Annotated in this window: 27 protein-coding genes and 1 riboswitch; of the genes, 14 read left to right on the forward strand and 13 right to left on the reverse strand. The window is 67.1% G+C overall.

From position 1 onward, the window contains the following. Positions 1–76: 76 nt before the first annotated feature. The 6 genes from dmpG to U5A56_RS03950 form a co-directional block, all read right to left on the reverse strand. A complete protein-coding gene (dmpG, locus tag U5A56_RS03925; RefSeq protein ID WP_321920975.1) occupies positions 77–1,108 on the reverse strand; it encodes a 4-hydroxy-2-oxovalerate aldolase in 1,032 nt (343 codons plus the stop codon). Positions 1,109–1,124: 16 nt separating this feature from the next. Further along, positions 1,125–2,024: an acetaldehyde dehydrogenase (acetylating) gene (locus U5A56_RS03930; protein ID WP_044845651.1), complete on the reverse strand. Its 900-nt coding sequence runs from the start codon at positions 2,022–2,024 to the stop codon at positions 1,125–1,127. A gap of 19 nt (positions 2,025–2,043) precedes the next feature. Further along, the gene (gene dmpE, locus U5A56_RS03935; RefSeq protein ID WP_321920976.1) at positions 2,044–2,826 is read right to left on the reverse strand and encodes a 2-oxopent-4-enoate hydratase; all 783 of its coding nucleotides are present in this window, start codon (positions 2,824–2,826) and stop codon (positions 2,044–2,046) included. A gap of 83 nt (positions 2,827–2,909) precedes the next feature. Then, positions 2,910–4,292 carry a DUF1329 domain-containing protein gene (locus U5A56_RS03940; RefSeq protein WP_321920977.1) on the reverse strand — a complete coding sequence of 461 codons (1,383 nt, stop codon included), beginning with the start codon at positions 4,290–4,292 and terminating at the stop codon, positions 2,910–2,912. Between the two features lie 41 nt (positions 4,293–4,333). After that, positions 4,334–5,899 carry a DUF1302 domain-containing protein gene (locus tag U5A56_RS03945; RefSeq protein ID WP_044845648.1) on the reverse strand — a complete coding sequence of 522 codons (1,566 nt, stop codon included), beginning with the start codon at positions 5,897–5,899 and terminating at the stop codon, positions 4,334–4,336. 151 nt (positions 5,900–6,050) lie between these two features. Next, positions 6,051–6,830, reverse strand: a complete 780-nt coding sequence (locus U5A56_RS03950; protein ID WP_321920978.1) for an SDR family oxidoreductase — start codon at positions 6,828–6,830, stop codon at positions 6,051–6,053. Positions 6,831–6,968: 138 nt separating this feature from the next. Between U5A56_RS03950 and U5A56_RS03955 the strand changes: the two genes are divergently transcribed. From U5A56_RS03955 to U5A56_RS03980, 6 genes are all read left to right on the forward strand, one after another. Continuing rightward, positions 6,969–7,805, forward strand: a complete 837-nt coding sequence (locus U5A56_RS03955; protein WP_321920979.1) for an alpha/beta fold hydrolase — start codon at positions 6,969–6,971, stop codon at positions 7,803–7,805. A 62-nt stretch (positions 7,806–7,867) separates the two neighbouring features. Continuing rightward, positions 7,868–8,656 (forward strand): SDR family NAD(P)-dependent oxidoreductase, encoded by a 789-nt coding sequence (locus tag U5A56_RS03960; RefSeq protein WP_044844631.1) that lies wholly within the window; start codon positions 7,868–7,870, stop codon positions 8,654–8,656. A 38-nt stretch (positions 8,657–8,694) separates the two neighbouring features. Further along, complete coding sequence (locus U5A56_RS03965; protein ID WP_321795746.1) at positions 8,695–9,444, forward strand: electron transfer flavoprotein subunit beta/FixA family protein; 750 nt, start codon at positions 8,695–8,697, stop codon at positions 9,442–9,444. A gap of 16 nt (positions 9,445–9,460) precedes the next feature. Further along, positions 9,461–10,411, forward strand: coding sequence for an electron transfer flavoprotein subunit alpha/FixB family protein (locus U5A56_RS03970; RefSeq protein WP_321920980.1), 951 nt, complete (start codon positions 9,461–9,463; stop codon positions 10,409–10,411). A 3-nt stretch (positions 10,412–10,414) separates the two neighbouring features. Further along, positions 10,415–10,945 (forward strand): transferase hexapeptide repeat family protein, encoded by a 531-nt coding sequence (locus tag U5A56_RS03975; RefSeq protein ID WP_321920981.1) that lies wholly within the window; start codon positions 10,415–10,417, stop codon positions 10,943–10,945. Positions 10,946–11,185: 240 nt separating this feature from the next. Next, on the forward strand, positions 11,186–11,434 hold the full coding sequence (locus U5A56_RS03980; protein WP_321920982.1) for a hypothetical protein: 249 nt from the start codon (positions 11,186–11,188) through the stop codon (positions 11,432–11,434). Positions 11,435–11,495: 61 nt separating this feature from the next. Here U5A56_RS03980 and U5A56_RS03985 read toward each other — a convergent pair whose 3' ends face one another. Further along, entirely contained in the window at positions 11,496–11,666 is a 171-nt protein-coding gene (locus U5A56_RS03985) for a hypothetical protein (protein ID WP_321920983.1), read from the reverse strand. A 248-nt stretch (positions 11,667–11,914) separates the two neighbouring features. Here U5A56_RS03985 and U5A56_RS03990 point away from each other — a divergent pair, with 248 nt between their 5' ends. After that, complete coding sequence (locus U5A56_RS03990; protein ID WP_321921393.1) at positions 11,915–12,967, forward strand: alpha/beta hydrolase; 1,053 nt, start codon at positions 11,915–11,917, stop codon at positions 12,965–12,967. 36 nt (positions 12,968–13,003) lie between these two features. Here U5A56_RS03990 and U5A56_RS03995 read toward each other — a convergent pair whose 3' ends face one another. After that, entirely contained in the window at positions 13,004–14,167 is a 1,164-nt protein-coding gene (locus U5A56_RS03995) for an MFS transporter (protein WP_321920984.1), read from the reverse strand. Positions 14,168–14,511: 344 nt separating this feature from the next. Between U5A56_RS03995 and U5A56_RS04000 the strand changes: the two genes are divergently transcribed. From U5A56_RS04000 to U5A56_RS04010, 3 genes are read left to right on the forward strand one after another with little or no spacing between them, the layout of a single operon-like run. Then, the gene (locus U5A56_RS04000) at positions 14,512–15,156 is read left to right on the forward strand and encodes a DUF1326 domain-containing protein (protein ID WP_044844625.1); all 645 of its coding nucleotides are present in this window, start codon (positions 14,512–14,514) and stop codon (positions 15,154–15,156) included. Continuing rightward, on the forward strand, positions 15,153–15,944 hold the full coding sequence (locus U5A56_RS04005) for a DUF2182 domain-containing protein (RefSeq protein ID WP_321920985.1): 792 nt from the start codon (positions 15,153–15,155) through the stop codon (positions 15,942–15,944). Before U5A56_RS04000 ends, U5A56_RS04005 begins: the two co-directional genes overlap by 4 nt. A gap of 44 nt (positions 15,945–15,988) precedes the next feature. Beyond that, complete coding sequence (locus U5A56_RS04010) at positions 15,989–16,342, forward strand: copper-binding protein (protein ID WP_321920986.1); 354 nt, start codon at positions 15,989–15,991, stop codon at positions 16,340–16,342. Between the two features lie 142 nt (positions 16,343–16,484). On the opposite strand, the gene U5A56_RS04015 is transcribed toward U5A56_RS04010, so the two are convergent. From U5A56_RS04015 to U5A56_RS04025, 3 genes are all read right to left on the reverse strand, one after another. Further along, complete coding sequence (locus U5A56_RS04015) at positions 16,485–17,720, reverse strand: tetratricopeptide repeat protein (protein WP_321920987.1); 1,236 nt, start codon at positions 17,718–17,720, stop codon at positions 16,485–16,487. 258 nt (positions 17,721–17,978) lie between these two features. Further along, complete coding sequence (locus U5A56_RS04020) at positions 17,979–18,389, reverse strand: VOC family protein (RefSeq protein ID WP_321920988.1); 411 nt, start codon at positions 18,387–18,389, stop codon at positions 17,979–17,981. 63 nt (positions 18,390–18,452) lie between these two features. Beyond that, entirely contained in the window at positions 18,453–18,914 is a 462-nt protein-coding gene (locus U5A56_RS04025) for an Lrp/AsnC family transcriptional regulator (RefSeq protein ID WP_044844621.1), read from the reverse strand. Positions 18,915–19,029: 115 nt separating this feature from the next. Here U5A56_RS04025 and U5A56_RS04030 point away from each other — a divergent pair, with 115 nt between their 5' ends. Next, positions 19,030–19,677 (forward strand): LysE family translocator, encoded by a 648-nt coding sequence (locus tag U5A56_RS04030; RefSeq protein WP_321920989.1) that lies wholly within the window; start codon positions 19,030–19,032, stop codon positions 19,675–19,677. A 118-nt stretch (positions 19,678–19,795) separates the two neighbouring features. Here U5A56_RS04030 and U5A56_RS04035 read toward each other — a convergent pair whose 3' ends face one another. Both U5A56_RS04035 and U5A56_RS04040 read right to left on the reverse strand, forming a co-directional pair. Beyond that, the gene (locus tag U5A56_RS04035) at positions 19,796–21,724 is read right to left on the reverse strand and encodes a TonB-dependent receptor domain-containing protein (RefSeq protein ID WP_321920990.1); all 1,929 of its coding nucleotides are present in this window, start codon (positions 21,722–21,724) and stop codon (positions 19,796–19,798) included. Positions 21,725–22,051: 327 nt separating this feature from the next. After that, a riboswitch (cobalamin riboswitch) is annotated at positions 22,052–22,245 on the reverse strand. Positions 22,246–22,355: 110 nt separating this feature from the next. Continuing rightward, positions 22,356–23,402 carry a helix-turn-helix transcriptional regulator gene (locus U5A56_RS04040; RefSeq protein ID WP_321920991.1) on the reverse strand — a complete coding sequence of 349 codons (1,047 nt, stop codon included), beginning with the start codon at positions 23,400–23,402 and terminating at the stop codon, positions 22,356–22,358. A 169-nt stretch (positions 23,403–23,571) separates the two neighbouring features. On the opposite strand from U5A56_RS04040, the gene U5A56_RS04045 reads away from it, so the two are divergent. The 3 genes from U5A56_RS04045 to U5A56_RS04055 are packed head-to-tail and all read left to right on the forward strand — an operon-like array spanning position 23,572 to position 25,587. After that, positions 23,572–23,916, forward strand: coding sequence for a hypothetical protein (locus tag U5A56_RS04045; protein ID WP_044844617.1), 345 nt, complete (start codon positions 23,572–23,574; stop codon positions 23,914–23,916). Beyond that, positions 23,906–24,538 carry a Dabb family protein gene (locus U5A56_RS04050; RefSeq protein ID WP_321920992.1) on the forward strand — a complete coding sequence of 211 codons (633 nt, stop codon included), beginning with the start codon at positions 23,906–23,908 and terminating at the stop codon, positions 24,536–24,538. Before U5A56_RS04045 ends, U5A56_RS04050 begins: the two co-directional genes overlap by 11 nt. Positions 24,539–24,594: 56 nt before the next feature. Beyond that, on the forward strand, positions 24,595–25,587 hold the full coding sequence (locus U5A56_RS04055; protein ID WP_321920993.1) for an NADP-dependent oxidoreductase: 993 nt from the start codon (positions 24,595–24,597) through the stop codon (positions 25,585–25,587). The last annotated feature ends 28 nt before the right edge of the window (positions 25,588–25,615 follow it).

Raw genomic sequence — 25,615 nt, forward strand, 5'->3', positions numbered from 1 at the left:
AGCCGCGACCGCCGCGGCTCCGGCCGGAGACTGACCTGCGATGCGTCCATGACATGGAAGGCAGCGCAGATCCCCGTTATGCCGCCACCGCCCGTGCCCGCACCATCGTCAGCGCCGCATCCTCGATCATGTCCTCCTGCCCGCCGACGAGCCGCTGCCGGCCGAGTTCGACGAGGATGTCCCGCGCCGGAATCCCGTACTTCGCTTCCGCGCGCTTCGCGAACAGCAGGAACGACGAGTAGACGCCCGCGTAACCGAGCGTCAGCGCATCGCGGTCAAGGCGGATCGGCGCGTCCATGATCGGCACGACGAGATCCTCGGCGACGTCGGAAATCGCGAACACGTCGACGCCGGTCTCGATTCCCATCCGGTCACACACCGCGACGAACACTTCCATCGGCGTATTGCCGGCGCCCGCGCCGAGGCCGGCGGCAGCCGCGTCGATCCGGTTCGCGCCGGCGGCGACCGCCGCGACCGAGTTCGCGACGCCCATCGCGAGGTTGTGGTGGCCGTGGAAGCCGAGTTCCGTCTCCGGCTTCAGCGCGGCGCGCACCTGGCCAATCCGCGCGGTCACGTCGTCGGGCAGCATGTGGCCGGCCGAATCGGTGATGTAGATGCAGTTCGCGCCGTACGACTCCATCAGCTTCGCCTGCACGACGAGCTGCTCGGGCGACGACATGTGCGCCATCATCAGGAATCCGACGGTATCGAGGCCGAGCGTGCGTGCGAGGCCGATATGCTGTTCCGACACGTCGGCTTCGGTGCAGTGCGTCGCGACGCGGATCGTGCCGACGCCGAGCTCGTGCGCCATGCGCAGGTGCTCGACGGTGCCGATGCCGGGCAGCAGCAGCGCCGACACCTTCGCCTGCTTCAGCTCCGGAATCACGGCGCTCAGGTACGCCTCGTCGGTATGCGCGGGAAAACCGTAGTTGACCGAAGCGCCGCCGAGCCCGTCGCCGTGCGTAACTTCGATCAGCGGCACGCCGGCCGCATCGAGCCCGCGCGCGATGCTGCGCATCTGGTCGAGCGTGATCTGGTGACGCTTCGGGTGCATCCCGTCGCGCAACGACATGTCGTGGACGGTGATCTTCTTGCCTGCAAGTGACATCGTGTGACTCCTCGACTCAAGCGGTGGCGGCCGTCGCGGCCAGCATCTGTTCGGCGAAACGCTCGGCCGTGGCGGCCGCGGCGGCGGTCATGATGTCGAGATTGCCCGCGTATTTCGGCAGGTAATCGCCGAGCCCCTCGACTTCCATGAACACCGACACGCGGTTGCCGTCGAACACCGGGCCGTTCTTCAGCGTGTAGCCGGGCACGTAGCGCTGCACTTCCTTGACCATCGCATGCACCGACGCGGTGATCGCGTCGACGTCGGGCGGGCCGTCGGTGAGGCAGTGGATCGTGTCGCGCATGATCAGCGGCGGCTCGGCCGGGTTGATCACGATGATCGCCTTGCCCTTGCGGGCGCCGCCGACCTGTTCGATCGCGCCGGACGTCGTGCGCGTGAATTCGTCGATGTTCTTGCGCGTGCCGGGGCCGACCGAGCGCGACGACACCGTCGCGACGATCTCGCCGTACGCGACCGGCTGCACGCGCGACACCGCGTACACCATCGGGATCGTCGCCTGGCCGCCGCAGGTCACCATGTTCACGTTCATCTGCGCGCTGCCGAGATGCGCGTCGAGGTTGACCGGCGGCACGCAGTACGGCCCGATCGCGGCGGGTGTCAGGTCGATCATCTTCACGCCAAGCGCGGTGAGCTTGTCGGAGTTGTCGCGGTGCACGTAGGCCGACGTCGCGTCGAACGCAATGCGGATCTCGTCGTCGGCGACGTGCGGCAGCAGCCCGTCGACACCTTTGTCGGTGGTCTTCAGCCCGAATTCGCGGGCCCGCGCGAGGCCGTCGGACGCAGGGTCGACGCCGACCATCCACACCGGTTCGAGCACCGGCGAGCGGCGCAGCTTGTAAAGCAGGTCGGTGCCGATGTTGCCGGGCCCGATCAGTGCGCATTTGATTTTCTTCATCAGGATTCTTCCTCTTCCTTTAGATAAAGCGGACGTCGCAACCGCCGATGCCCGAGATGTGCATCGACAGCGCGTCGCCGGCCGTGACCGGAATCAGTTTCGCGAGCGAGCCGGACAGCACGATCTCGCCGGCGAGCAGCGGCACGTCGTATTCGGCGAGCGTGTTCGCGAGCCACGCGACCGCGTCGGCGGGATGGCCGAGCGCCGCATCGCCGCGGCCTTGCGCGACGGTTTCGCCGTTCTTCTCGATGGTCATCTCGCACGCGGCGAGATCGAGCGTGCGCGGATCGACGCGCGCATCGCCGAGTACGTACACGCCGCACGACGCGTTGTCGGCGACGGTGTCCTCGATGCGGATCGCCCAGTCGCGAATGCGCGAATCGACGATCTCGAAGCAGGGCGCAACCGCGGCCGTCGCGGCGATCACGTCGGTGCGGTCGATGCCGGGGCCGCGCAGGTCGCGCGCGAGGATGAACGCGATCTCGCCTTCGGCGCGCGGCGCGATCAGCGACTCGGTTGCGATCGCCTCGCCGGCCGCGTAGTGCATGCCGGACAGCAGGATGCCGAAATCGGGCTGGCGCACGTTCAGCATGTCCTGCACGGCCTGGCTCGTCACGCCGATCTTCTTGCCGACCACCGATTCGCCGCATTCGACGCGGCGTTCGATGAAGCGTTGCTGGATCCGGTACGCATCGTCGAGGGACAGCCGGCGCGGCCGCCCCGACAGCGGCGGGACCGGCGCGCGGGAGTGCCACGCGGCATACAGCTCGTCGCCGAGCGTCGCATGCAAGCGGTTGGACATGGTAGGGCCCTCGAATGGAAAAGGCCGCCGTCCCGGGCGGCGTCGGGCGCCGGAGCGAGGCTCCGGCGCAGGCGGCGATTTGCTTAGTTACCCGAACTGCGGATCGCGTCCGGCGAGAAGTACGCTTCGCTGAACTGCGGGCTGCTGTCGAGCTTCGGCATCGGCCCTTCGTTGGTCAGGCGGTCGGCCATGTAGGCGCCGGAGATCAGGTCGTGGAAGAACACGACACCCGGGTAGAACGTCTTCGCGTCATATGCGTACAGCGTCGTCGCGACGTTGGTGCGCCACAGCTGGCCGCGTGCGTCGTAGTTGTCGGCGAGCAGCGTCATCCACGAATCCTCGTCGATGTACAGCACGCGCTTCGCGTACTGGTGACGATAGCCGCTCTTCAGCGTCGCTTGCAGCACCCACACGCGATGCAGCTCGTAGCGGATGTACGAAGGGTTTTCATGTCCCTTGGTCAGCAGGTCCGCATACTTGACCGAGCTGTCCATCGCCTTGTAGTTGTCGTACGGCACGTAGACTTCGCGCTTGCCGACGATCTTCCAGTCGTAGCGGTCGCCGGGGCCGTTGTACAGGCGGTCGTCGTCGACGGTGCGGAAGCCGCCCGGGCCCTGCGGCTGGTCATAGCCGTATTCGGGCGCCTGGCGCACGCGCCGCGTGCCCGGGTTGTACATCCACGTGCGCGACGAGTTGTCCGCGCCGGCCTTGTCCCAGTTCGTGAAGCCGACGATCAGCGAGCCGCGGTCGGACAGCGGCAGCTCCGTCGCGTTGCGATAGAACGTGCGGTTGTTCAGGTCGCTCTTCACGTCGTACTTGCCGACGTTGCGTGGCGAGTAGATGTCGTAGCGCACCTTGCCCCACGCGATGTTGCCGTCGGAGTACACGACCGCCTGGTCGTAGGTCGCCTGCTCGGTGCCGATCGCCGACGAGAAGCGCTGGTTCCACAGCAGCTCGGCGGCCGTCTTCGGGATCGGGTACGGCACCTGCGGCGGCGCGTTGGTCAGCCCGTTCGCGTCGGACGTCATCGTCGAATCGGGCGCATACGTGCGGATGTCCTTGTAGACGGAATCCGCGTAGCGGAAGTCGCGGTGGCTCGGGTAGACGTTGATCTTGAACGTGGCCGGATAGCGCTTGAACATCGCCTTCTGGCCGTCGGTCAGGTGCTCCGCGTACTGCGCCATGTTCTCGGCGGTGATCGTCGCGACCGGCTTCTCGTTCGCGAACGGATCGGGGTAGCGGCTGCCGCGCTTGTACTGCACGTCGGGCGGCGTGCCGAGCCACTTGCCCGACCACTCCGGCACGCTGTCGTCCTTGCTCGCGGCGCGCACCGCGCCCATCGGCGTGAGCGGGCCGTCGAGCGCCTTCAGGTCGTCCGGCGTGACCTTCGGGAACGAGGCCGTCGCGACGAGCGCGCACGCGGCCATCACCGATGCGCGCAGGAGGGGGAGACGAGTTCGTTTCATGACAAATCCTCTTCTTGCTGGGTGACGAGCGGCCGGGCCGCTCAGAAGTGGTAGGTCGCCGTGGCGAGCACGTAGTCGCGATCCGCCAGCGGACGCGTGACCGGGTTGGGCGAGCCGAGGAACTTGGCGTAGACGAGCGCCAGCTGCAGGTTGCTCAGGCGCGTGAACGTCACGCCGGCCGTCACGCGGTGATCGCCCTGGCCCGTCAGCGAGCCGAGCGCGCCGGCGAGCGGCGACGTGCCGGTCAGGTCGTGCGTGTAGGTCAGCGGCACGTCGAGATCCCAGCCGTTGAACACGTTCTTGTAGCTGAGCGTCCACGCGATCTCCATCGCGAGCGCGTTGCGCGAGTTGACGAGCGTGGTCGAGCCGTCGAGCGCGGAGATGCCGCCGGCATGCACGTACGTCAGTTCGCCGATCAGCGACTGCGAGTTCGCGAGGAAGCTCGGCCCGATCGAGTAGATGCCCGACAGGTTGGTCTGCAGCACGTTCGCGCGCGTCGACTGCGCGCCGGTCGGCGTGTTGACGAGCACGGCCGCGCCCTGGCGATACGACACTTCGCCCGCGACGTTCACCGGGCCGACCTGCGTCGAGAAGCTCGCGCCGGTCAGCTTGATGTTGCTGAAATATTTCTGCTGGTACTGGAGCGTCGGGAAGTACGTCGTGACGACGCTCGGGTTCATGTCGTTGTAATGCAGGTGGTACACGCCGAGCTCGGTGTCGCCCAGCACGCGCACGCGTGCGCCGATACCCCACTGATTGCGGGCGCTCGGCTTGTCGTCGGCCCCGCGCGGAATGATCATTCCGCCCGGGCCGATGATGAACTGCGCGCCCGGGCCGACCACGTCCGAATAGCTCCAGTACGTGCCGGGCGCGGTCAGGCGGTTCTGCTGGAACGAGAACTGGTAGTAGCCGAGCAGGCTGAAGTTCGGCGTGATCTGCCACTGCGTCGAGATCTGCGGCACCGGCAGCAGGATGTCCTTCACCTGAGCGCCCGCGACATAGGACTTGGTGGCATCGGCCGGGCCTTGCGCGCCCGCGATGTTCGGGAAGAACAGGCTTTCGCCCCACGCGACCACCTGGTCGCCGACCTTCACGTTCAGGCTCGTCGGGCCGATCTTGAAGGTGTTGTAGGCGTAGGCGGCGAGCAGCGTCGTGTGGCCGCCCGACCAGTAGCGGGCATCGCCGGTGAAGTTGTTGTACTGGCCCGTGTGGTTGACCGTGCCGGGCGCGTCGTTGTAGTTCGGGTGGCGGTACGCCTGATCGTAGAACGTGCTCGCGCGGACGAACACGCCCCAGTCGTCGTGCTTCAGGTTCACTTCGCCGAGCAGGCTGACCTGGTTCTCGATCAACTTGTTCTTCGCGAAGTTGCGGTCGCCGTCGTCGCCGTTGATGTTCGCCGGCGTCAGCAGATTGCCGCTCGGCGCACGCGTGCGCATGCCAAGGCCGTAACTCAGCGTGAACGTGTAGTCCAGCGTCGTGTCGGCGCCAAGCTCGATCGTGCTGCCGGCGTGCGCGTCGGGAACGACGCAAGTCAGCAGCGCGGCGGCCAGCGTCGACAGCGCGGCGGTGGCCCGCTTGTCGGTACGGCGCGAAATCCGTTGATGCATGGTGTCTCCTCTGGGGGTATCGACGACGGTCGACTGTGGTTGTCGTGAGAGGCAGAGTAGGGAGATCGCGATAGCAGGGAATCGTCAAAATGAACTAGATGACTTCCCTAGGACTGGAAACGATCGGCGCACGCATCTGGCGGCGCGTGCGTCAGCGCGCTTGCATCTGCGCCGCGGCCAGGAACGCGGGCCGTTCGCCCCCGCCGTCGAGCCGCAGGTTCGCGCCCGACGTGTACGACGCGTCGGGCGACGCGAGGAACAGGCACGCCGACGCGACGTCGTCGGGTGTCGCGAGCCGTGCGGCCGGAATCGTCGCGCGGATCGCATCGAGCGCCGCATCGTCACCGTAGTGGCCTTCGGTCGCGGATTCGGTTTGCACGAGGCTCGGGCTGATCGCGCACACGCGCACGCGCGGCGCCCACTCGACCGCGAGCGACGTGACCGCGTTGACGAGCCCCGCCTTCGCGGCGCCGTAGGCCGCGGTGCCGGGCGACGGCCGCGACGCGCTGACGCTCGCGATGAACAGCATCACGCCGCCGTGCGGTTGCGGCTGCATGATCGCGTTCACGCGCTGCGCGAGTTGCAGCGGCGCGATCAGGTTCAGCCGCACGATCGATTCGGTGAAGCGCGGCGATGCGTCGGCCGCGAGCACGAACGGCGAGCCGCCCGCGTTGTTGACGAGCACGTCGAGGCCGCCCGTCGAGGCGCGGACCGTCGCGAGCATCGCGTCGACCTGCTCGATGTCGCGCAGGTCGGCCGCGATGAAGGTGGCCGTGCGTCCGCCGGCGGACGGCGGCGTGTCGGGCGCGCTGCGCCCGCACACGAACACGCGCGCGCCCGCCGCGAGAAACCGCTCGGCGATGCGCCGCCCGATGCCCTTGGTGCCGCCCGTCACGAGCACCGTCTTGCCGCTGTAGTCGAATCCGTTCATCGTCTGCCTCCGTTTCGGTGGCCCGATGATAGGAACAAGCGCGCGCGGCTTCGTAGTCTGAAAGGATGATGCCGGCCGGCGCCGGCGGCGCAATCATCGTGGCAGGCATCCATCGACCGACGAAGGAGACAACCCGCGATGACGACCCCCACGACGCCGCCGGCCGGCATCTTCACCGACGTTCCGGGCGGCTTGCGCCTGCATCATTTCGAGGCGGGCGCAGGCCGCCCGGTGGTGTTCATCCACGGCAGCGGCCCGGGCGCGAGCGGTTTCAGCAACTTCAAGCACAACTACCCCGCGTTCGCGGCGGCCGGCCACCGCGCGATCGTCGTCGACCTGCCGGGCTACGGGCAGTCGTCGAAGCCGTCCGACGTCGCCTACACGCTCGATTTCTTCGTCGGCGCGCTGCACGCGCAGCTGTCCGCGCTCGGCATCGGGCCGGCCGTGCTGCTCGGCAACTCGCTCGGCGGCGCGATCGCGCTGAAATACGCGCTCGATTACCCGGACGAAGTCGACGGGCTGATCATGATGGCGCCGGGCGGCGTCGAGGATCGCGACACCTATTTCCGGATGGAAGGGATCCAGCGGATGGTGCAGCTCTTCACCAATCGCCAGATGAATGACGACACGATGCGCGAGTTGCTGACGCTGCTGGTGCACGATCCGGCGATCGTCACCGACGCGCTCGTCGCCGAGCGGATGAAGGTGTGCGTCGAGCAGCCGACCGAAGTGCTGTCGACGATGAGCGTGCCGAACCTGACGGGCGCGCTCGGCGACCTGCGCTGCCCGGTGCTCGGTTTCTGGGGCACGGACGACCGCTTCAATCCGGTCGGCGGCGCGCTGACGTTCCTCGAGCGTTGCCGCGACGCGCGCTTCGTGCTGCTGAACCGCTGCGGCCACTGGGTCATGGTGGAGCATGCGGCCTATTTCAATCGGGAATGCCTCGATTTCCTGGCTGCGCCGACGGCGCGATGATGCGCGATGGTTTTGATGGCCGGCCCGCTCGTGGCCGGTTCGCCTAAATACAAGGAGACACAATGAAACTCATCGAAGACCTGTTCGACCTGCGCGGCAAGGTGGCCGCGATCACTGGCGGCGCGCGCGGCATCGGCGCGGAAACGGCGCGCACGCTGGCCGCGGCCGGCGCGAGCGTCGCGATCCTCGACGTGCTGTCGCAGCCCGCCGAAGCGCTCGTCGAGGAGATTCGCGCGCAGGGCGGCCAGGCCGCGTTCTGGTCGCTCGACGTCACGCAGGAGGCCGACGTCGAGCGCGTGTTCGGCGAGATCGTCGCGCGCTTCGGGCGCCTCGACGTGCTCGTGAACAACGCGGGCATCGAAGGGCACAACGTGCCGACCCACGAACTCACGCTCGCACAGTGGCAGCGCGTGCAGGACGTGAACGTCAACGGCGTGTTCCTGTGCACGCGCGCGGCGATTCCGCGCTTGGAAGCGGCCGGCGGCGGCTCGATCGTGAACCTGTCGTCGATGTACGGGATCGTCGGCGGCCCCGACGTGCCCGCGTATCACGCATCGAAGGCCGCGGTGCGGATGATGGCGAAGGTCGATGCGATGCTGTACGCGGCGAAGAACATTCGTGCGAACTCCGTGCATCCGGGCTACATCCGCACACCGATGCTCGAGGACGCGTTCCGCCAGATGGGCCAGGATCCCGACAACGTGTTCGGCTATCTGCAGACCCACGTGCCGATGGCGAAGATCGGCAGCCCGCGCGACATCGCGGCCGGCATCCTGTATCTCGTGTCGCCGGCCGGGCGCTATGTGACAGGCGCGGAGCTGGTGATCGACGGCGGATACACCGCGCGCTGACGCGCCGCGGCGGTCGAAACAAGAGAGGAGGCAGGCAGTTGAAAGCGCTCGTGGCAGTGAAGCGCGTGGTCGACGCGAACGTGAAGGTCGGCGTGAAGTCCGACCGCACCGGCGTCGACATCGCGAACGTGAAGATGTCGATGAACCCGTTCGACGAAATCGCGGTGGAAGAGGCCGTGCGGCTGAAGGAGGCCGGCGTCGTGACAGAGGTGGTGGCCGTGTCGGTCGGTGTCGCGCAGGCGCAGGAAACGCTGCGCACGGCGCTCGCGATCGGCGCGGATCGCGCGATCCTCGTCGAAGCTGGCGACGCGGTCGAGCCGCTCGGTGTCGCGAAGATCCTGAAGGCGCTGGTCGACAAGGAACAGCCGCAACTGGTGATCCTCGGCAAGCAGGCGATCGACGACGATTCGAACCAGACGGGCCAGATGCTGGCCGCGCTGGCAGGCCTGCCGCAAGCGACGTTCGCGTCGAAGGTGACGATCGCCGGCGGTAAGGCAACCGTGGCACGTGAAGTCGACGGCGGCGCGGAAACGCTGTCGCTTCAACTGCCTGCAGTTGTTACCACGGACCTGCGCCTGAACGAGCCGCGCTACGTGACGCTGCCGAACATCATGAAGGCGAAGAAGAAGCCGCTGGAAACGGTGAAGCCGGAAGACCTCGGCGTGGATGTCACGCCGCGTCTGAAGACGCTGAAGGTGGCCGAGCCACCGAAGCGTGCGGCCGGCGTGAAGGTGCCGGACGTGCAGACGCTGGTCGACAAGCTGAAGACCGAAGCCAAGGTGCTGTAACAGGGAGCGGACGGACATGACGATTCTGGTAATCGCCGAGCACGATGCGGCATCGGCTGGCGGCGCGTCGCCGATCAAGGCAGCGACGTTGAATGCGGTGGCGGCCGCGCAGGACATTGGCGGCGACATTCACGTGCTGGTTGCAGGCCACCACGCGCAAGCGGCGGCCGATGCGGCAGCAAAAATCGCAGGCGTTTCGAAAGTGCTGCTCGCCGACGCGCCGCAACTCGCGGACGGTCTCGCCGAGAACGTCGAAGCGACGGTGCTGACCGTCGCGTCGAACTACTCGCACATCCTCGCGCCGGCCACCGCCTACGGCAAGAACATCGCGCCGCGCATCGCCGCGAAGCTGGACGTTGCGCAGATATCCGACATCACGGCGGTTGTATCGGCCGACACGTTCGAGCGTCCGATCTATGCGGGCAACGCGATCGCGACGGTGCAGTCGGGCGACCCGATCAAGGTGATCACGGTGCGGACGACGGGCTTCGATCCGGTGGCGGCCGAAGGCGGCAGCGCAGCGGTCGAGAAGATCGAAGCGGCAGCAGACGCGGGTGTGTCGCAGTTCATCGGCCGGGAGGTGACGAAACTCGATCGCCCCGAACTCACCAGCGCGAACATCGTCGTGTCGGGCGGCCGCGGCCTGGGCAGCGGCGAGAACTACACGAAGGTTCTCGAGCCGCTGGCCGACAAGCTGGGCGCCGCACTCGGCGCGTCGCGCGCGGCAGTGGACGCCGGCTACGTGCCGAACGACTACCAGGTCGGCCAGACCGGCAAGATCGTCGCGCCGCAGCTGTACATCGCCGTCGGTATTTCCGGCGCGATCCAGCATCTGGCCGGCATGAAGGATTCGAAGGTGATCGTCGCGATCAACAAGGATCCGGAAGCGCCGATCTTCGGTGTGGCCGATTACGGACTCGTCGGCGATCTGTTCACGCTCGTGCCCGAAGCGGCCGCGGTGCTTTGAGCGATGCCGCTGTTCGAATTCAACGGCATGCGCCCGCGCGTCGATCCGTCCGCGTACGTTCATCCGAGCGCGGTCGTGATCGGCGACGTGACGATCGGCGCGGGCTGCTACATCGGCCCGCATGCGAGCCTGCGCGGCGACTTCGGCGCGATCGTCGTCGGCGACGGCAGCAACGTGCAGGACGGCTGCGTACTGCACGTCGGCATCCGCGAGACGTGCCGGCTCGGCGCGAACAGCCACATCGGCCACGGCGCGATCGTGCACGGCGCGACGCTCGAGCCGGACACGATGATCGGGATGAACGCGGTCGTGATGGACGGCGCGACGATCGGCGCGACCACGATCGTCGCGGCCTGCGCGTTCGTGAAGGCCGGTTACGACGTGCCGCGCGGCGTGCTGCTCGCGGGCGTGCCGGGTCGTGTGGTCCGGCGGCTGAGCGACGCGGAGATCGACGCGAAGGCGAACGGCACGCGGATCTATCAGCAGCTGGCGGTGGATTGCCTGAGGACGCTCCGGCAGATCGACGACGCGTAAGCGATGCGCGTTGTCGTTCGGGCGGCGGAGGCTTGCCGGCGGCAAGATCATCGTGCATCAGCGTGAATACCGCAAATCCGTGCGCGCCGAAAGCGCGATGCCACGGTTTTATCGGGGTTTGTGCGGATGGCGATTCGCCGTCGTGCATGCCGGTCGCGACGTTCGCGCGGGATCGATTGCCTGATGCGGCGCCGTTGTCTTAAGATCGGCGTCACACCATCCCACCGCCTTCGGCGCCGAATGAAAACGACCCTACGCCTGCGCGTCGCCATTATCGCTTCGGCCTTCGCCGTCTATCACATATTCATGCACGTTCAGTGGGTCGCCAGCGGTTGCATCGAATTTCGCGGCAGCCGGCATTGCAGCTTCGAGAACAGTGAAAATTTCGAAGGCATGATGGACTTCGACCTGCTGCTGACCTGCGCGTGGGTCGCGGGCGCGATGATGGCGTGGTTCGCGGTCGCGCGGTCATCGAAGAAAGCGGGTTGACGTCAGGAGGACACCGCCGAGGGCTGCGGATGCGCCGCGTGCGGCGACGCGTTTTCCGCCGTCAATGCCCGACGGCTGCCATCATTCGCGTCGAATAGCGTTCGCCTGTCGCCGCACCGACCGGTGCGGGCTCGTCCAGCGCTGCCAGTTCGCCGGGCGAGAGATCGATGTCCGATGCGACAACGTGTTCCTCAAGATATGCGATACGCCGGGTACCCGGAATGGGCACCATGTTGCGGCTCCACGTTCACGCGATGACGATTTGCGCAGGCGTGACACCATTCGACGCTGCGAGTGCGGAGACTCAGCCGACCAGCCGATGGCGGCACGCGCGACCCAGGCGCATACAGACGGATTCAGGCAATGCGTCCTATTGCCGTCTTTCAATCCGCCTTGCAAGCCGTTTCCTATCGACTAACATTTTCCGGTAGCGCCTGTTTGTCGGTTTGTCGGTCAGTCCCACTGAAACGGGAGATAAAAATGCCAGAAGAAATCGACCCGCGCCGGCGTGGCTTTGCGCGCATGGCAGCCGGTGCGCTTGTTGCAGCGCAGCTCGAGATGCTGCAATCCGCTCACGCACAAAATGCGCCGTCGGCAACCCCGCAGCTTCCACCGATCAAGCCTGGAAGCCATCCGTCGTTCACGACGATCAAGCAGATCAAGGCCGGGTTGCTCAATGTCGGCTATGCGGAAGCGGGCCCGGCCGATGGCCCGCCGGTCATGCTGCTGCACGGCTGGCCATACGACATCCACAGCTTCGTCGACGTCGCCCCGGCGCTTGGCGCGCAGGGGTATCGGGTGATCGTCCCGTACCTGCGGGGCTACGGCTCGACCGCCTTCCTGTCGGACCAGACGATGCGTAACGCGCAGCCGACGGCCGTTGCACTCGACATCATCGCGCTGATGGATGCGCTGGACATCCGGACGGCCCTGTTCGGTGCATTCGACTGGGGCGCGCGGACCGCCGATATCATTGCCGTGCTGTGGCCGGAGCGTTGCAAGGGGCTGGTATCGGTGAGCGGCTATCTGATCGGCAGTCAGAGCGCGGGAAAAATGCCGCTGCCGCCCGCCGGCGAGTTCCAGTGGTGGTATCAGTTCTATTTCGCGACCGACCGCGGCCGCGACGGCTACGAGAAGTACACCGAAGATTTCGTCAAGTTCATCTGGAAGCAGGCGTCGCCGAAATGGAACTTCGACGACGCGACCTTCGCGCGAAGCGCGCCGGCTTTCCGAAACCCGGATCACGTCGCCATTACGATCCACAATTACCGGTGGCGGCAGGGGCTTGCGGTGGGCGAGGCGAAGTACGACGAATACGAGCAGCGGCTTGCATCCGCGCCGCCGATCACGGTTCCGAGCATCACGATGGAAGGCGACGCGAACGGGGCGTTTCACGTGCCGCCGGCCGTCTATCGGGCGAAGTTCACCGGCAAGTACGAGCATCGCACGATCACCGGCGGTATCGGCCACAATCTGCCGCAGGAGGCGCCGCAGGCATTCGCCCAGGCGGTGGTCGACGTCGGGCGGTTCTGACCGGCAGGCTGCGCGGCGGTTCGTCCCGCCACTGCGTCATTGCGTGCGCACCGGCTCCGGCCGGTCGCGCAGGATCGCGAGCGACAGCGCCGCCAGCCCGCAGCTGGCGATGAGCATCAGCAACGCGCCCTTGCCGGCATGCACCATCACCCAGCCGCCGATCGATGGAAACCCGAACGCGCCGATGAAATACGACGCGACGAACCAGGTCAGCACGCCATGCCGTTGCGCGTCCGGGCAGTCGTTGACCGCCTGTGCCTGGATCACCGGATACATGAGGCCGTAGCCGGCGCCCAGCAGGACGGCCGCGACGGACTGCAGCGATGCGTGCGCGGCAGCGCCGAACATCGCGAGCGCGCCGAGCAGCATCAACATGAGCAGGCCCTTGGTCGCCGTTTCGGGGCGCGCCATCCTGACCCATCTCCCGAGCAGCCAGCGCGCGCTCACCACCGTCATCGTATAAACGCTGAAGAATGTGCCGGGCCGCGCCTGCGTGCCCTGCATGAGCGACATCTGGAACGTCATCAGGCCGGAGAACACGCAGGTGCCGAGCGCGATCATCGCGATCGGCGCGGCCGCCCGCGTACGCGAGATCGTGCGCAGCTCGCGCACCCACCGGCCGCCGGCGATGGGGGCGGACGGACGCGGGCTCAGGCGGCCGAATGCTTCCAGCATCAGCGACGCGAGCGCGCACAGCCCGCCGACCGCGTAAAGCGTGTCGTCGATCGACCAGTGGAGCATGCGCATCGCATAGGCGGCAAACGCCGGGGATGCGCCGATTCCGGTCATCTGGAACGTCGCCGATCGAAAGAACCAGGTGCCGCGCTCCGCACCGCTGGTACGCTCGGCCAGCGACATCGGCGCGGCCAGGTGAAACGCGCCCCAGCCGAAGCCGACCAGGAAGCCGGACGGCAGGTCCGCATAGGCCGCGCGCCCGACGAGCGCGAAGCCGACGATGCCGGCGCCGATGCACAGTGACGACAGCGCGGCGATCCGCGCGGTGCCGATCTGCTGCGAGAACCAGCCGACGAACGACAAGCCGGCGAACGTGCCGACCGTCGCCGCGGCCAGTGCCGCGCCGGTATCGAGATCGCTGCCGCCGATCGCGCGAAAGCGCATCGACAGCAGGAAGGTTGCACCGTAGCCGCCGGCGGTGAGCAGGGTGCCGACGAGAAACAGCAACGCACTTTGAACGCGCATGACAGCGATCCGGGGCGACGGCGACGGTCGGGGTGAATCGTCGATTGCGAGACAGTATGAACCAGGACCGATGCGGGATGCCCGCATTCGTGATGCTGTGTGCGTGCCGTCGGCTTTTGTCCGACATGGCTCGAACACGCTCGTCCGAGCGCGCCGTTGCGCATCGAAACGCCTGCATCGGCGAGGCTGCACGACGAGGTCGAATGCGTCGGGCCGGCATCGTTGCGCGTCGCGCGGCGCCTGGTTTTTTTCGACGCACGAGGCACCCGCGCGCACTTTGATTTCCCCTGTCCGCTGCACTAGATTCGAAACATTACGTGCCAGCGACTGCGCGAGGTGAAGCCATGACGCCGTGGGAGATCCAGGGAACCGAACTGATGAACTGCAATTGCTCATACGGTTGCCCCTGCCAGTTCAATTCGTTGCCGACGCACGGCAACTGCGAAGCGATGGGTGCGATTTCGATCGACAGCGGCCACTACGGCGACGTGGTGCTCGACGGCGTCCGGATCGCGGTCGTGTTCCAGTGGCCCGGACCGATTCACGAAGGCCACGGCCGGTGCCAGCCGATCGTCGACGAACGTGCGAGTCCCGCGCAGTGCGAAGCCGTGCTGAAGATCATGACCGGTCAGGATACCGATCCGTTCGCGACGATGTTTTCCGTGTTCGCATCGACGCTCGAGCAGGCCTACGAGCCGATCTTCGCGAAGATCGATTTCGACGTCGACGTGGATGCGCGGCGCGGCCGGATCAGCATCGACGGCGTGCTCGACATCGTCGGCGAGCCGATCCGCAATCCGGTGACGGGCGCCGAACATCGCGTGCGGATCGACCTGCCGCACGGCTTCGAATACGAGCTGGCCGAGATCGGATCCGGCACCGGCCGGTCGCACGGCCACATCCAGCTGGATCTCGAGCGGAGCTACGCGCAGTTCGCACGGCTGCACCTGAACAACCACGGGCTGATCCGGCATCGCGTCGCGGCATGATCCCCGTCGGCGAGCTTCTCGGACGCGAGCGCGTCGTCACGCTGCTCGGCATGACCGCGCTCGTCGGCGCGTGCTGGGCCTACCTGTGGACGGGGGCCGGCACCGGCATGTCGGCGCTGGACATGACGGCGGTCGCGCTGTTCCCGCATCGGCTGGCCGACGGCATGGGCGCCATGGATCCGTCGCTGGCGACCGTGATCTTGATGTGGTGGGTGATGATGATCGCGATGATGACGCCCGGCGCGGCGCCGGTCGTGCTGCTGTACCGGCGCGTGCTGCGGCATCACGATCGGGGCGATGCCGGGTCGGCATTCACGTCGACGTGCCTGTTGGCCGGCTATCTGGCCGTATGGCTCGCGTTCTCGGTCTGTGCGGCCGTGCTGCAGTTGCTGCTGCAGCCTGCCGGCCTGATCTCCGGGATGATGCTGTGGTCGAAGAGCGCCGTGCTGTCCGCGATCGTCCTCGCGCTGGCCGGCGTCTATCAGTTCTCGCCGCTGAAACAGGCATGCCTGCGGCAATGCCGGTCGCCGGTGCGGTTTCTCGCGACATACTGGCGCCCGGGAATCACGGGCAGCTTCCTGCTCGGCGCGCGCCACGGCGCGTATTGCGTGGGCTGCTGCTGGCTGCTGATGGCGCTGCTGTTCGTCGGCGGCGTGATGAACGTCGTGTGGATCGTCGCGTTGTCGCTGTTCGTGCTGGTCGAAAAGGTGCTGCCGGGCGGCGAGCGGGTCGGCCGCGCGCTGGGTGTCGTGCTGATCGGGTGGGCGGTCGCGACGTTGCTGGTGTAGCGGGTGCGTTCCATGCGTTACCCGCTGCAGCCGGGAGTCGGTTGATGAAGATTGGAAATATTGCCGTCGCCGTCCTCTGCGCGATGAACGTCGTCGCGACACCGGCGTATTCAGCCGGCAGCATGTCCGACATGAACATGGACATGGGCGACTCGAAGACGTCGGCGCCGGATGCCGCGCTGACCGACGCCGAAGTGAAACGGATCGATGCCGAGCACGGCGTGGTGACGCTGAAGCACGGCGCGCTCCAGAACGTCGGGATGGCGCCGATGACGATGGCATTCAAGGCCGGCGACCCGGCGATGATCGCGTCGCTGCACGTGGGCGACAAGGTCAAGGTCCGGGTCGAGCGCGTGAACGGTGCGCTGACGATCGTGAAGCTCGAGAAGCAGCGGTGAAGTTTGCCGCGCGTGATGGCAGGCGAGACGGGCCAAACCCGAACGCTTCGATCTGCATGCGGCACATCGTGCCCGGGAACGATCGCAGGTACGGCGCGTGAGGGGGCGCGTCCGGCGAGCATTCCGGGGAACGGTAGTCCTGTCAATCATGGCGTTGCGGGGGCAGGGCATAGGCTTCGCCAAGGTCGTGCCACTGCACCTGCTCAGCGGCCAGCCAGTCGAATGACGGTGTGCCGAAGCGTGCCCCGATTTGATAGCGCTCCGCAATGTTACGGCGGACGGGGATCAGCTCGGCTTTGGAGGCAGAGGGTGGGCCATACAGCGCGAGCCAATAGCCATCGCGTGGTACTGGATTGTCGCCTGTGACAACCATCGTGCTATGTTCTCGTGCCGCCACGGCATACCCGTCCGGAATGAATTCCCGGACTTGCTGCGCCACACTCTTCTGCGGCTTGGGGGGCGGTGTCACGGCCTTTGCGCCGTCGATCAGCGTCTGTGCTTTACCATCCCATTTCGGCAACGGGGCGGGTGGCAGCGGGAGCACCTTGTCGAGATTCGGCAGCTTCAGGCGACCCTGATAGAACTCGAGCGCATCCCCGAGCTTGCTGTAACGTTCCGCACGTGCTTTGTCGATATGCCCGACCAGATTGGTTCCATCGGTAAGGTCTAGGCCTCGGAACTCCGGTGCGAGGCTATGTGCGCATTTGGCACTTCCGAGCTTTACACCCTCGTGCAAAATTTTTAGGGCGCGTGCCTTACCTTCGGCGGTGTTATCTCTCGCGTAGACAAGCCCTAATTCATCTGCCGCATCTCCATATCCCTGTGCGAAGGCACATTCCAGCATTTGTGTCGCAACCGGCAAATTTGCCCAGAATTCGCCGCCTGGATCGTCATGTGCAGCATCTGTCTTTGTTCCAATGAAAGTTTGCGCGGATGGACTACCCATATCGGCAGCGCGCTGGAAGAAGGCATAGGCACTGGTGGCATCACCACCTTTAATCAGCCCGTTCTGATGGTAGATCCCCATCATGTCGTAGGCGTCAGGCACGCCCAGTTTCATCGCTTTTTCTACCCAGCGGATAGCCGTTTCGGGATCATGGGTTGGTACGCCCTGACGATCGCTCAATATCAGTGAGGCGATATTCAGCATGGCCTTCCAGTGATTGCGCTCGGCAGCCTGCGAGTAGAGTTGGTAAATCTTCGGGTAATCGCGCTTATCGTAGTCAATGTTCGGATTATCAAGCGCCAGCGCCTGCTGAAACCACAATTCAGCCTGGGGGTCGACAGGCGGTACGTGTTGGGCCTGATACACGCACGCGAAGGATTTGCGATGAGGGCTGAATAACGGCAGTTTCTCGTAACGGGGCAGGTCGGACATGGAGGCACTCAACTGGCTGCTCTGGACTGTAAAAGGGCTGGCTTGCGAATTGGCGGCCGGCAAGTAGAGGCTTGCGAATAGAAATCGCAGAACGAGGGTGATCAGTTTCGCGTTGGATCGATTCATCTCAAGTAAGGGCCGATGTGTCTGACGTCGATGGAATGGTCGCGAAAGCGCCAGTTTCCGCCGCGAGGTACGCGGAAACCGCATGCGTGACGATGTTCAGGAAAGCCGCAGCGTCGATCGATGTGCTGAGCACTAATACCGTTTGTCACCGGAATCTCCGCCGGCTTCCGCAAAATTCAACTCGACGCCATTCCCGGCCGGATCGGTGAAAAAGATCTGCAGCTGGCTCGTGACCGGCACGTACCGGCGCGCGTACCGAACCTGCGCGTCGGCAAGACGCCGCTCCATGTCGTCGGCATTCGCGCACGAAAACGCCACATGGTCGAACGTATTGACGACATGCGCCGGCCGCGCCTCGCCGGGCCGCGCTTCCGACAGGTGGAGGATCGCCTGCGCCCCCGCGTAGAGCCAGTAGCCGCTGCTCTGGAACGGCGGTCGATACCCGGGTTCGAGGCCCACGACGTTCATGTAGAAGTCGCGCAGCGTATCGAGCGTGGCCCGATCCGCGCGGAGGTTGTAATGATCGAATCCGATGACTGGCATGGCAGGTTGTCCGGTTCGCGCAAGCGGCGCATGGCACAGCATCGCGCAGCGCGGGGCATCCTGTCACCCCCGAACGCCTTTGACCGCCGCGGCCGGACGCGCGAGCCCGCGCGCCGGCAACGGCGTCGACATCACGATCGACGTGCGCGTTTCGCCATACAGGTTGATGCGCTCGATCAGCTGTTCGAGATGCGCCATGCTGACGGCGACGAACCGCATCACGTAGGAATCCGCGCCGGTCACGTGATGGCACTCGACCACTTCGGGAATGGTCTCCAGCAGCTTCAGGAATTTCGCCTTCGCCGGCTGCGGCACCGTGATGCCGATCAGCGCGCTCACCGGGTAGCCGGCCGCGGCCGGATTGACCCGCGCCGTGTAGCCGTCGATCACGCCGGCCGATTCGAGGCGCTTCACGCGTTCCGTGACCGCCGGCACCGACAGGTGAACCTGGCGTGCCAGCTCCGTGTAGCTGATGCGGCCGTTGGCCTGCAGCAGCGCGAGTATTTTCCAATCGAGTTCGTCCATCGCGGCGGAGTTTTTAAGGTGAAGCGGCTATTTTTCCTTAAAAACCGCCTTCAGCGGCGACCGGAGTTTCCCTACGATGACGGTTCAACACATTGCATGTCGCGAGGAACCGGCCATGCTGTTCATCAAGTCCGTCGTAATGGGATTGTCGATCGCGGTGCCGGTCGGCCCGATCGGCATGCTGTGCATCCAGCGCAGCCTGAGCCGCGGCTTTCACGCGGGGTTCGCGACGGGTATCGGCGCCGCGTGCGCCGATGCGATCTACGGGCTGCTCGGCGCGCTGGGCGTCGCCGGCATCGTCATCGCGTTCCCGATGCTGACCGTCGCGCTGAAAATCGGCGGCGGCGCGTTCCTCGTGTGGCTGGCGTGGTCGATCGCGCGGCAGGCGCCGGCTGCGTCGACCGCATCGGCGGCGGTGCGAGACGTGCCGCGCACGACCGTGCTGCGCGATTTCCTGACGACCTTCGGCCTCACGCTGTCGAACCCGATGACGATCCTGTCGTTCGTCGGGATCTTCGCGGCGCTCGGCCCGCTGGCGGGCACGCACGAAGGCGCGATGGGGGCGACCGTGGCGCTGATGGTCGCCGGCGTGTTCCTGGGTTCCGCGACGTGGTGGCTGTGCCTGAGCGGCGCGACCGCCGCGTTGCGCACGAAGATGTCGCTGACGTTCATGCACCGGCTGTCGCGCATGTCGGCCGTCGTGATCGCGGCGTTCGGCGCGATCCAGTTGATCGCGGGCGTGCGGGGCGTCGTAGGGGCCTGACGCGTAGCGCGGTGCGAGCGAACGCGATCGCGCGATCGCGGCCGACGAGATCCGGCACCCGTACACCCGTCGGCATCGACACCCGCGAACCTGGGCGCCGATGCACCGGCCACCTCGCTCAGAACGTATAGCTGACCTTGCCGAACGCCGTGCGGCCGAGCGTGTTGTAGCCGTACGCGGTCATGTACTGACGGTCGAACAGGTTCGACAGCGTGGCGGACACCGTCAGGTGCGCGTTGATCCTGTACGACGCGCGCAGGTTCACGCTCAGGTACGACGGCAGGTACGTCCTGTTGGCCGGGTCGTCGAACGTCGTGCCGCCGTAGCTCAGCGACGCGCCCGTGCTCAGTGCGTGCAGATGGAATTCGTCCCACGTGTGGTCGACGTTCACGCTGACGGTCTGGCGCGGCCGGCGGTTGAGCCAGCTGTCGTTGGTCTCGTCCTGCGGATTCAGGATCCCGATCGCGACGCTGACCGGCGTATAGCGGCCGATCGTGCCCTTGTACGACAGGTCGATGCCGCGGATATGCGCACGGCCGATGTTGACCGGCGAGAACGTCGCGGGGTTGTACGCGATCAGGTTGCTGACGCGCGTGTCGTAGATCGCGGCGCTGAACGTGCCGTATGCGGTGTTCGCGTCGAGCGCGGCCTCGACCGAATCGCTGCGTTCCGGGCTCAGGTCCGGATTGCCGTAGCCCGGGTAGTACAGGTCGTTGAACGACGGCAGGCGGAACGCATTGCCGTACGAAACGCGCGCCGTATAGACCGGCGTAATGGCCCACGACAGCGCGGCGTTGCCGGTGTTCACGGCCTTCCCGGCGATGATCTCGTGGCGGCCCGCGACGAACATCGTCACGCTGCCGAGCGTCGCCGACTGATGCAGCGAGAACGCGGAATCGTTGCGCGTCGGCACGCCGTCCGGCACGTCGACCGGCAGGAACGCCTGTTCGCGCGTGAAGTCGTACGCCACCTTCGTCTCGCCCGACAGCGGCAGGCCGAACAGGTGGAAGCCGTGCGCCTGATGGGTCAGCGACGTCGACGAGCTGATGCGCTGCGAGTTGATCTGATCGGTCGGGATGGCCGGGTCGCTCGCGTACAGGAACTGGCGATCGTTCGCATAACCGAACGACTGGTCGAACTGCGTGTCGGGCGTGACGTCGAGATGGAACGCGAGGCCGGTCGTCAGCTGATGATCGAGCTCGCGGTTCGCAAAGCCGGAGTTGTCATAGGACAGGTCGGAGCGGTGGTACAGCGCGAACGTCGAGATCGACCAGTTGTCGCGCGCATAGCCGAGGCGCGCATCGCGGTCCTGCGCGTGATACGGATTGCGGCCGTCTTCGTGGTAGGGCAACACGGGCCGCGTTGCGTCGATGCCCGCCGTGTTGTAGTCGTGCAGGCCGAGCGTGTAGGTGAGGCCACCCAGCGCGGCGAGCGGCCCCGTCGACGGCACGGTGCCCGACGTGCGCAACTGCGTGTCGAAGGTCTTGTTCGAGCCGCCGCCGAACGACACGGTGGTCTGGTTCGGCTGGCCGGCGGCGCGGCGCGTGAACAGCTGCACGACGCCTCCCATCGCGTTCGCGCCGAACGACGCGGCGGCCGGCCCCGAGATCACCTCGACGCGCTCGAACGCTTCGGTCGGCAGGTCGGCCCACGGCGCGATGCCGGTGGTCGGCGAGCCGATCCGGATGCCGTCGATGAACACCGCGACCTGGCTGGCCGACGAGCCGCGGATGCTGACCGACGCCGACGAGCCCGGGCCGCCGTTCTGCGAGACGGTCACGCCCGGCAGCGTCGCGAGCGCCTGCGTGATGCTCGGGTCGCTCGGCGACAGCCGGTCGAGATCGGCGCGCGTGAGCACCTGCGTCGTCGCATAGCGCTGGTCGAACGACTCGGGCAGATGCCGCGTGTCGGTCACGCTGATCGTCGGCAGGTCGGCGCCTTCGGCGGGTTGGGGCGGCTGCGCGGGCGGCATGTCGCCGGCGGCGTGGGCGATCGGGGAGAGCAGCGCCGTGGCGGCGGACGTGGCGAGAAGGTGGCGAAGATTCATGAGGCAGCGAGCGTGATCGTGTTGCAGGTACGGCGAGCGTAAGCGGGGGGCGGCGAGTACCGCCTGGTTATCGTCGGTCTATCGCGAGACCGGGCAGTATGGGCGGCATTCACGCGTGTCGTCATGACACGTGCCGGACGACTTGGCACGGCACACGCGTGCGGACACGCCGTGCGGACTGGCCGCGCAACGGCACGACGCTTCCGGCGTGGAAGCGAGGGCGGAAAGATCGGACATCTGAAGGGTCCTGAGGTCGGGCCGTCCATGCAACGGGGCGACCGCCAAAGGCGGTGCTGGCGCATCGGGACACCCCGCCCGGTGCGGCTGCTTGGACCTCGGGTCGATGGCAGGTCTCCTGGCTCGCGGGTCGCGATTCGCACCGGCCTTCCCGGTTTCCCAGTGGCATGGGGTGGTGCGGATTCGCCGCTCACAGTTGCGGGGGCAGCCGCAGATTCGAGGCGTGGCCTCTCCTGCGTTCCCTTTTGATCCCGTTCCCGGGAACCATCAGCGCGCAAGCGTAATGGCGAGCGCGCCGGCGCGTCAATTATCGAAGTGCGCAGGGATGCGAAAAAACGTCAGTGCTCGCGGGATGCTTTCGAAATCATTTCAATCCGAGCCTTCGCACCGCGTTTCATGTCTGACGAAACGCACCGCCAGCGACGCTGCAATCGCGCCGGAACCGGCTCGGCGCGATGCCCGTCCATCGCACGAACGCCCGCCGAAACGCTTCCTCGCCGCCGAACCCGAGATGCGCGGCGATCCGCGCGACCGGCCAGTCCGACTCGCGCAGGCAGCGCCGTGCGACGTCGGCGAGGCACTGTTCGCGCAACGCGTGATAGCTGCTGCCTTCGGCCGCTAGCCGCCGCCGCAGCGTCGCTTCGCTGACGCCGAGCCATGTCGCCAGCGCCGCGAGCGCGGGCAGCGCCTGTTCGCGCGCGAGCGCCGCATCGAGAAAGCCGCGCACCTGCTGCGCCCATGACACGACGGCCGGCGCGGCATCGATCAGCCGAAACGGAAAATCGACGAGAAACGCGGCCAGCTCGCCCGGCTGGCGGATCACGCGCGCATCGAGCCGCACCGCGTCGAACGCGAAGCCGTAGGTCTTGCGGCCGACGTCGACCGGCGCGTTGAACAGCCCGAGCAGCGGCATCGCGTCTTCGCGGCGCGGATGGCCGAGCCAGACTTCGTCCGGCCGCAGCGGCTGCCCGATCAGCCAGCCGAACAGTTGCAGATAGCAGAACAGTCCCGTCAGGTCGACGAGGCACGCGGCGGGGCTGCGCGTGCGGCGCAGCGAATCCATCCGGAACGTCGCGCGTCCGTCGCGCACCGCGAGCGACAGCGCGCCGGCGCGCGGCGTCAGCATCTCGCAGAACTCGGCGGCGCAGCGGATCGCGTCGGCGAGCGTCGCGCAACTGAGGAGGCACCGGCACATCAGGTCGACTTCCTGCTTGCGCATCGGCGGATGGCCGTCGCCGCGCGCGACCTGCGCCTCGAGCCGCTCGATCGCGTCGCGGTACAGCGCGACGAAGCCGCCGGGTGTCGTCGTCGACGCAGCAGCAACGGCCGTCGGCGCAGGCCGTTGCGCCGGCGGCACGCCGCTGCGCGCCAGTTCGTCGAGCAGACGGGCACCGAAGCCCGGCAGCACGCGGCCGCGTGCCGGCAATGCACGCTGTTTCATATGTCTCCCGATCTGAGCGTTGCGACAGGGGCCGGTGAGCGTGCCGGTAGGGGTTCGCCGACCGTCGTCACGCAAGAATGCTATCCACGCCGGCCGCTTCCGGCCTCGCCGGAACGGCGTAGGCGGCCGGCATCGCATCCCGCCACGAACCACCCGAGACGACCCGCGAATGATTCAGATCGTAGACGAAATCACCCTCGCGCCCGAGCGCATTCCCGACGTGCTGGCGCTGCTGCGCGACCGCTATTTGCCGGGCCACGCGGCACGCGGACTGACGGCGGCCGGCCGCTGGGTGTCGCCGCCCGTCGCGGTGCCGGGGCAGCCGAGCACGCTGTGGCTGACGTGGCAGGTCGCCGATGCGCCGTCGTACTACCGGATGCGCGCGTTGACCGACGGCGACGTGGTCGCGTTCTGGATGGCCGTCGACGCACTGTGCGACGCCCGCCGCCGCCACGTGATGACGGATGCCGATGCGCCGCTGCCGGCCCTGACGGAGGTCGACCATGCGGCATGACACGGCTCAGATTTTCGTTTCGGCGACCGGCGATGCCGGCGCATTCGAGCACGCGTTGCGCGAAGCCGCGCAGGCGTTGCCGGGCGCGACCCGCGTGGCGCTCGCGCGCAATCTCGACGGCTGCTGGGGCGCGGGCGACTACACGCTCGACGTGCTGCGCGACGAACGGGCGACCGGCCACGCGCCGGATTTCGCCGCGCTGGCCGGCCTGCCGGGCGTCGTGCGGATCGACGGCGCGGCGTGTCATGCGATCGGCGGCGGCCTGCGCGAACCGGCGCTGCACGACGGCATATGGCGCACGCTGATGCTGCGCGTGCGGCCGCAGGCCGCGGAAGCGCAGGTGCGCGATCTCGAGCGCGAACTGCTGCGCATGCCGGCATTCATGCCCGGCATCCGCAACTGGCGACTGAGCCGGATCGTGACGCCGGGCATGTGGACCCACGTCTGGCAACAGGAATTCGCGCACGTCGGCGATCTGCTCGGCGAATACCTGTTGCATCCGTATCACTGGGGCTGGGTCGACCGTCGCTTCGATGCCGAAAGCCCCGACTGGACGGTCGAGGCGATCTCGCACGCGTTCTGTCCGCTCGCGTCGAGCCTGCTGGCCGACACGGCGGCGTGACGCGCGACGCGCACGCGACCCGCCGCAATGCAAACGACAACACCGGAGACACCACCATGCGAGCCTTGCTGATCGACCGCGTCGGCCATTCCGACGCGCTGCGACTGGCCGACGTTCCCGCCCCGAAGCCGGGCCCCGGCGACGTGCTGATCCGCGTCGCGTACGCGGGCGTCAATCCCGCCGACTGGAAATGCCGCGAAGGCTATCTCGGCGCGTTCATGCAAATGACGTTTCCATTCGTGATCGGGTTCGACGCGGCCGGTGTGGTGGAGGCAGTCGGCGACGGCGTCGAAGGTGTCGCGCCCGGGATGCGCGTGTTCGCGCAGACCGACGTCGGCGCGGGGCGCTGGGGCGCGTATGCGGAATACGTCGCGGTGCGGCACGACTCGGTCGTGCGCCTGCCCGACGCGGTCGGCTTCGCGGAAGCGGCCGCCACGCCGACGCCCGCGCTGGCCGCATGGGCCGGCCTGTTCGACGACGGCGGGCTGCGGGCCGGGCAGACCGTGCTGGTGCACGGCGGCGCGGGCGCGGTCGGCACCTTCGCGATCCAGCTTGCCGCCCAGGCCGGCGCACGCGTCGCGGCGACGTGCTCGGCACGCAACCGCGCGAGCGTCGAAGCGCTCGGCGCCGCGGCGAGCATCGACTATCGCGCGCAGGACATCGCGACGGCCGTGCGGGCGTGGGCGCCCGGCGGCGTCGATCTCGTGCTCGATGCGGTCGGCGGCGATACGCTGCCCGCCGCGCTCGACCTGCTGGCGCCGGGCGGCACGCTCGTGACCATCATGACGCTCGCGCCCGGCGATGCGCAGCGGCTGGCCGCGACGGGCGCGGAGGCCGCGCGGCGCGGGCTGCGCACCGCGATGACCTACAGCCGGATGCCGAGCGGCGCCACGCTTTCATCGATCGCCGAGCGGCTCGGCACGCGCACGCTGCGCGTGCCGCGCTTCGACAGTTTTCCGCTCGAACAGGCGGCGCGCGCGCTCGACCTCGTTCAAACGGGCGACGCGAAAACCAAGTTCGTGCTGCACGTTGCGGATATCGCGGGCTGACGCATAACGACCCCGACACACCATCATC

The sequence above is a fragment of the Burkholderia sp. BCC1998 genome (genome assembly GCF_905339875.1).
In the GTDB taxonomy this organism is placed as follows: domain Bacteria; phylum Pseudomonadota; class Gammaproteobacteria; order Burkholderiales; family Burkholderiaceae; genus Burkholderia.

What these genes read in the sequence shown, in the direction of transcription:
- U5A56_RS04030 (WP_321920989.1), top strand. Translation starts at nt 19,030, where the DNA reads ATGCTGTTCATCAAGTCCGTCGTAATGGGATTGTCGATCGCGGTGCCG.
- U5A56_RS03990 (WP_321921393.1), top strand. Translation starts at nt 11,915, where the DNA reads ATGCCAGAAGAAATCGACCCGCGCCGGCGTGGCTTTGCGCGCATGGCA.
- U5A56_RS04005 (WP_321920985.1), top strand. Translation starts at nt 15,153, where the DNA reads ATGATCCCCGTCGGCGAGCTTCTCGGACGCGAGCGCGTCGTCACGCTG.
- U5A56_RS04050 (WP_321920992.1), top strand. Translation starts at nt 23,906, where the DNA reads ATGCGGCATGACACGGCTCAGATTTTCGTTTCGGCGACCGGCGATGCC.
- U5A56_RS04020 (WP_321920988.1), bottom strand. Translation starts at nt 18,389, where the DNA reads ATGCCAGTCATCGGATTCGATCATTACAACCTCCGCGCGGATCGGGCC.
- U5A56_RS04055 (WP_321920993.1), top strand. Translation starts at nt 24,595, where the DNA reads ATGCGAGCCTTGCTGATCGACCGCGTCGGCCATTCCGACGCGCTGCGA.
- U5A56_RS03975 (WP_321920981.1), top strand. Translation starts at nt 10,415, where the DNA reads ATGCCGCTGTTCGAATTCAACGGCATGCGCCCGCGCGTCGATCCGTCC.
- U5A56_RS03980 (WP_321920982.1), top strand. Translation starts at nt 11,186, where the DNA reads ATGAAAACGACCCTACGCCTGCGCGTCGCCATTATCGCTTCGGCCTTC.
- U5A56_RS03955 (WP_321920979.1), top strand. Translation starts at nt 6,969, where the DNA reads ATGACGACCCCCACGACGCCGCCGGCCGGCATCTTCACCGACGTTCCG.
- U5A56_RS04000 (WP_044844625.1), top strand. Translation starts at nt 14,512, where the DNA reads ATGACGCCGTGGGAGATCCAGGGAACCGAACTGATGAACTGCAATTGC.
- U5A56_RS04010 (WP_321920986.1), top strand. Translation starts at nt 15,989, where the DNA reads ATGAAGATTGGAAATATTGCCGTCGCCGTCCTCTGCGCGATGAACGTC.
- U5A56_RS03950 (WP_321920978.1), bottom strand. Translation starts at nt 6,830, where the DNA reads ATGAACGGATTCGACTACAGCGGCAAGACGGTGCTCGTGACGGGCGGC.
- U5A56_RS04045 (WP_044844617.1), top strand. Translation starts at nt 23,572, where the DNA reads ATGATTCAGATCGTAGACGAAATCACCCTCGCGCCCGAGCGCATTCCC.
- dmpG (WP_321920975.1), bottom strand. Translation starts at nt 1,108, where the DNA reads ATGTCACTTGCAGGCAAGAAGATCACCGTCCACGACATGTCGTTGCGC.
- dmpE (WP_321920976.1), bottom strand. Translation starts at nt 2,826, where the DNA reads ATGTCCAACCGCTTGCATGCGACGCTCGGCGACGAGCTGTATGCCGCG.
- U5A56_RS04025 (WP_044844621.1), bottom strand. Translation starts at nt 18,914, where the DNA reads ATGGACGAACTCGATTGGAAAATACTCGCGCTGCTGCAGGCCAACGGC.
- U5A56_RS03985 (WP_321920983.1), bottom strand. Translation starts at nt 11,666, where the DNA reads ATGGTGCCCATTCCGGGTACCCGGCGTATCGCATATCTTGAGGAACAC.
- U5A56_RS04040 (WP_321920991.1), bottom strand. Translation starts at nt 23,402, where the DNA reads ATGAAACAGCGTGCATTGCCGGCACGCGGCCGCGTGCTGCCGGGCTTC.
- U5A56_RS03945 (WP_044845648.1), bottom strand. Translation starts at nt 5,899, where the DNA reads ATGCATCAACGGATTTCGCGCCGTACCGACAAGCGGGCCACCGCCGCG.
- U5A56_RS03995 (WP_321920984.1), bottom strand. Translation starts at nt 14,167, where the DNA reads ATGCGCGTTCAAAGTGCGTTGCTGTTTCTCGTCGGCACCCTGCTCACC.
- U5A56_RS03970 (WP_321920980.1), top strand. Translation starts at nt 9,461, where the DNA reads ATGACGATTCTGGTAATCGCCGAGCACGATGCGGCATCGGCTGGCGGC.
- U5A56_RS03940 (WP_321920977.1), bottom strand. Translation starts at nt 4,292, where the DNA reads ATGAAACGAACTCGTCTCCCCCTCCTGCGCGCATCGGTGATGGCCGCG.
- U5A56_RS04035 (WP_321920990.1), bottom strand. Translation starts at nt 21,724, where the DNA reads ATGAATCTTCGCCACCTTCTCGCCACGTCCGCCGCCACGGCGCTGCTC.
- U5A56_RS03930 (WP_044845651.1), bottom strand. Translation starts at nt 2,024, where the DNA reads ATGAAGAAAATCAAATGCGCACTGATCGGGCCCGGCAACATCGGCACC.
- U5A56_RS04015 (WP_321920987.1), bottom strand. Translation starts at nt 17,720, where the DNA reads ATGTCCGACCTGCCCCGTTACGAGAAACTGCCGTTATTCAGCCCTCAT.
- U5A56_RS03960 (WP_044844631.1), top strand. Translation starts at nt 7,868, where the DNA reads ATGAAACTCATCGAAGACCTGTTCGACCTGCGCGGCAAGGTGGCCGCG.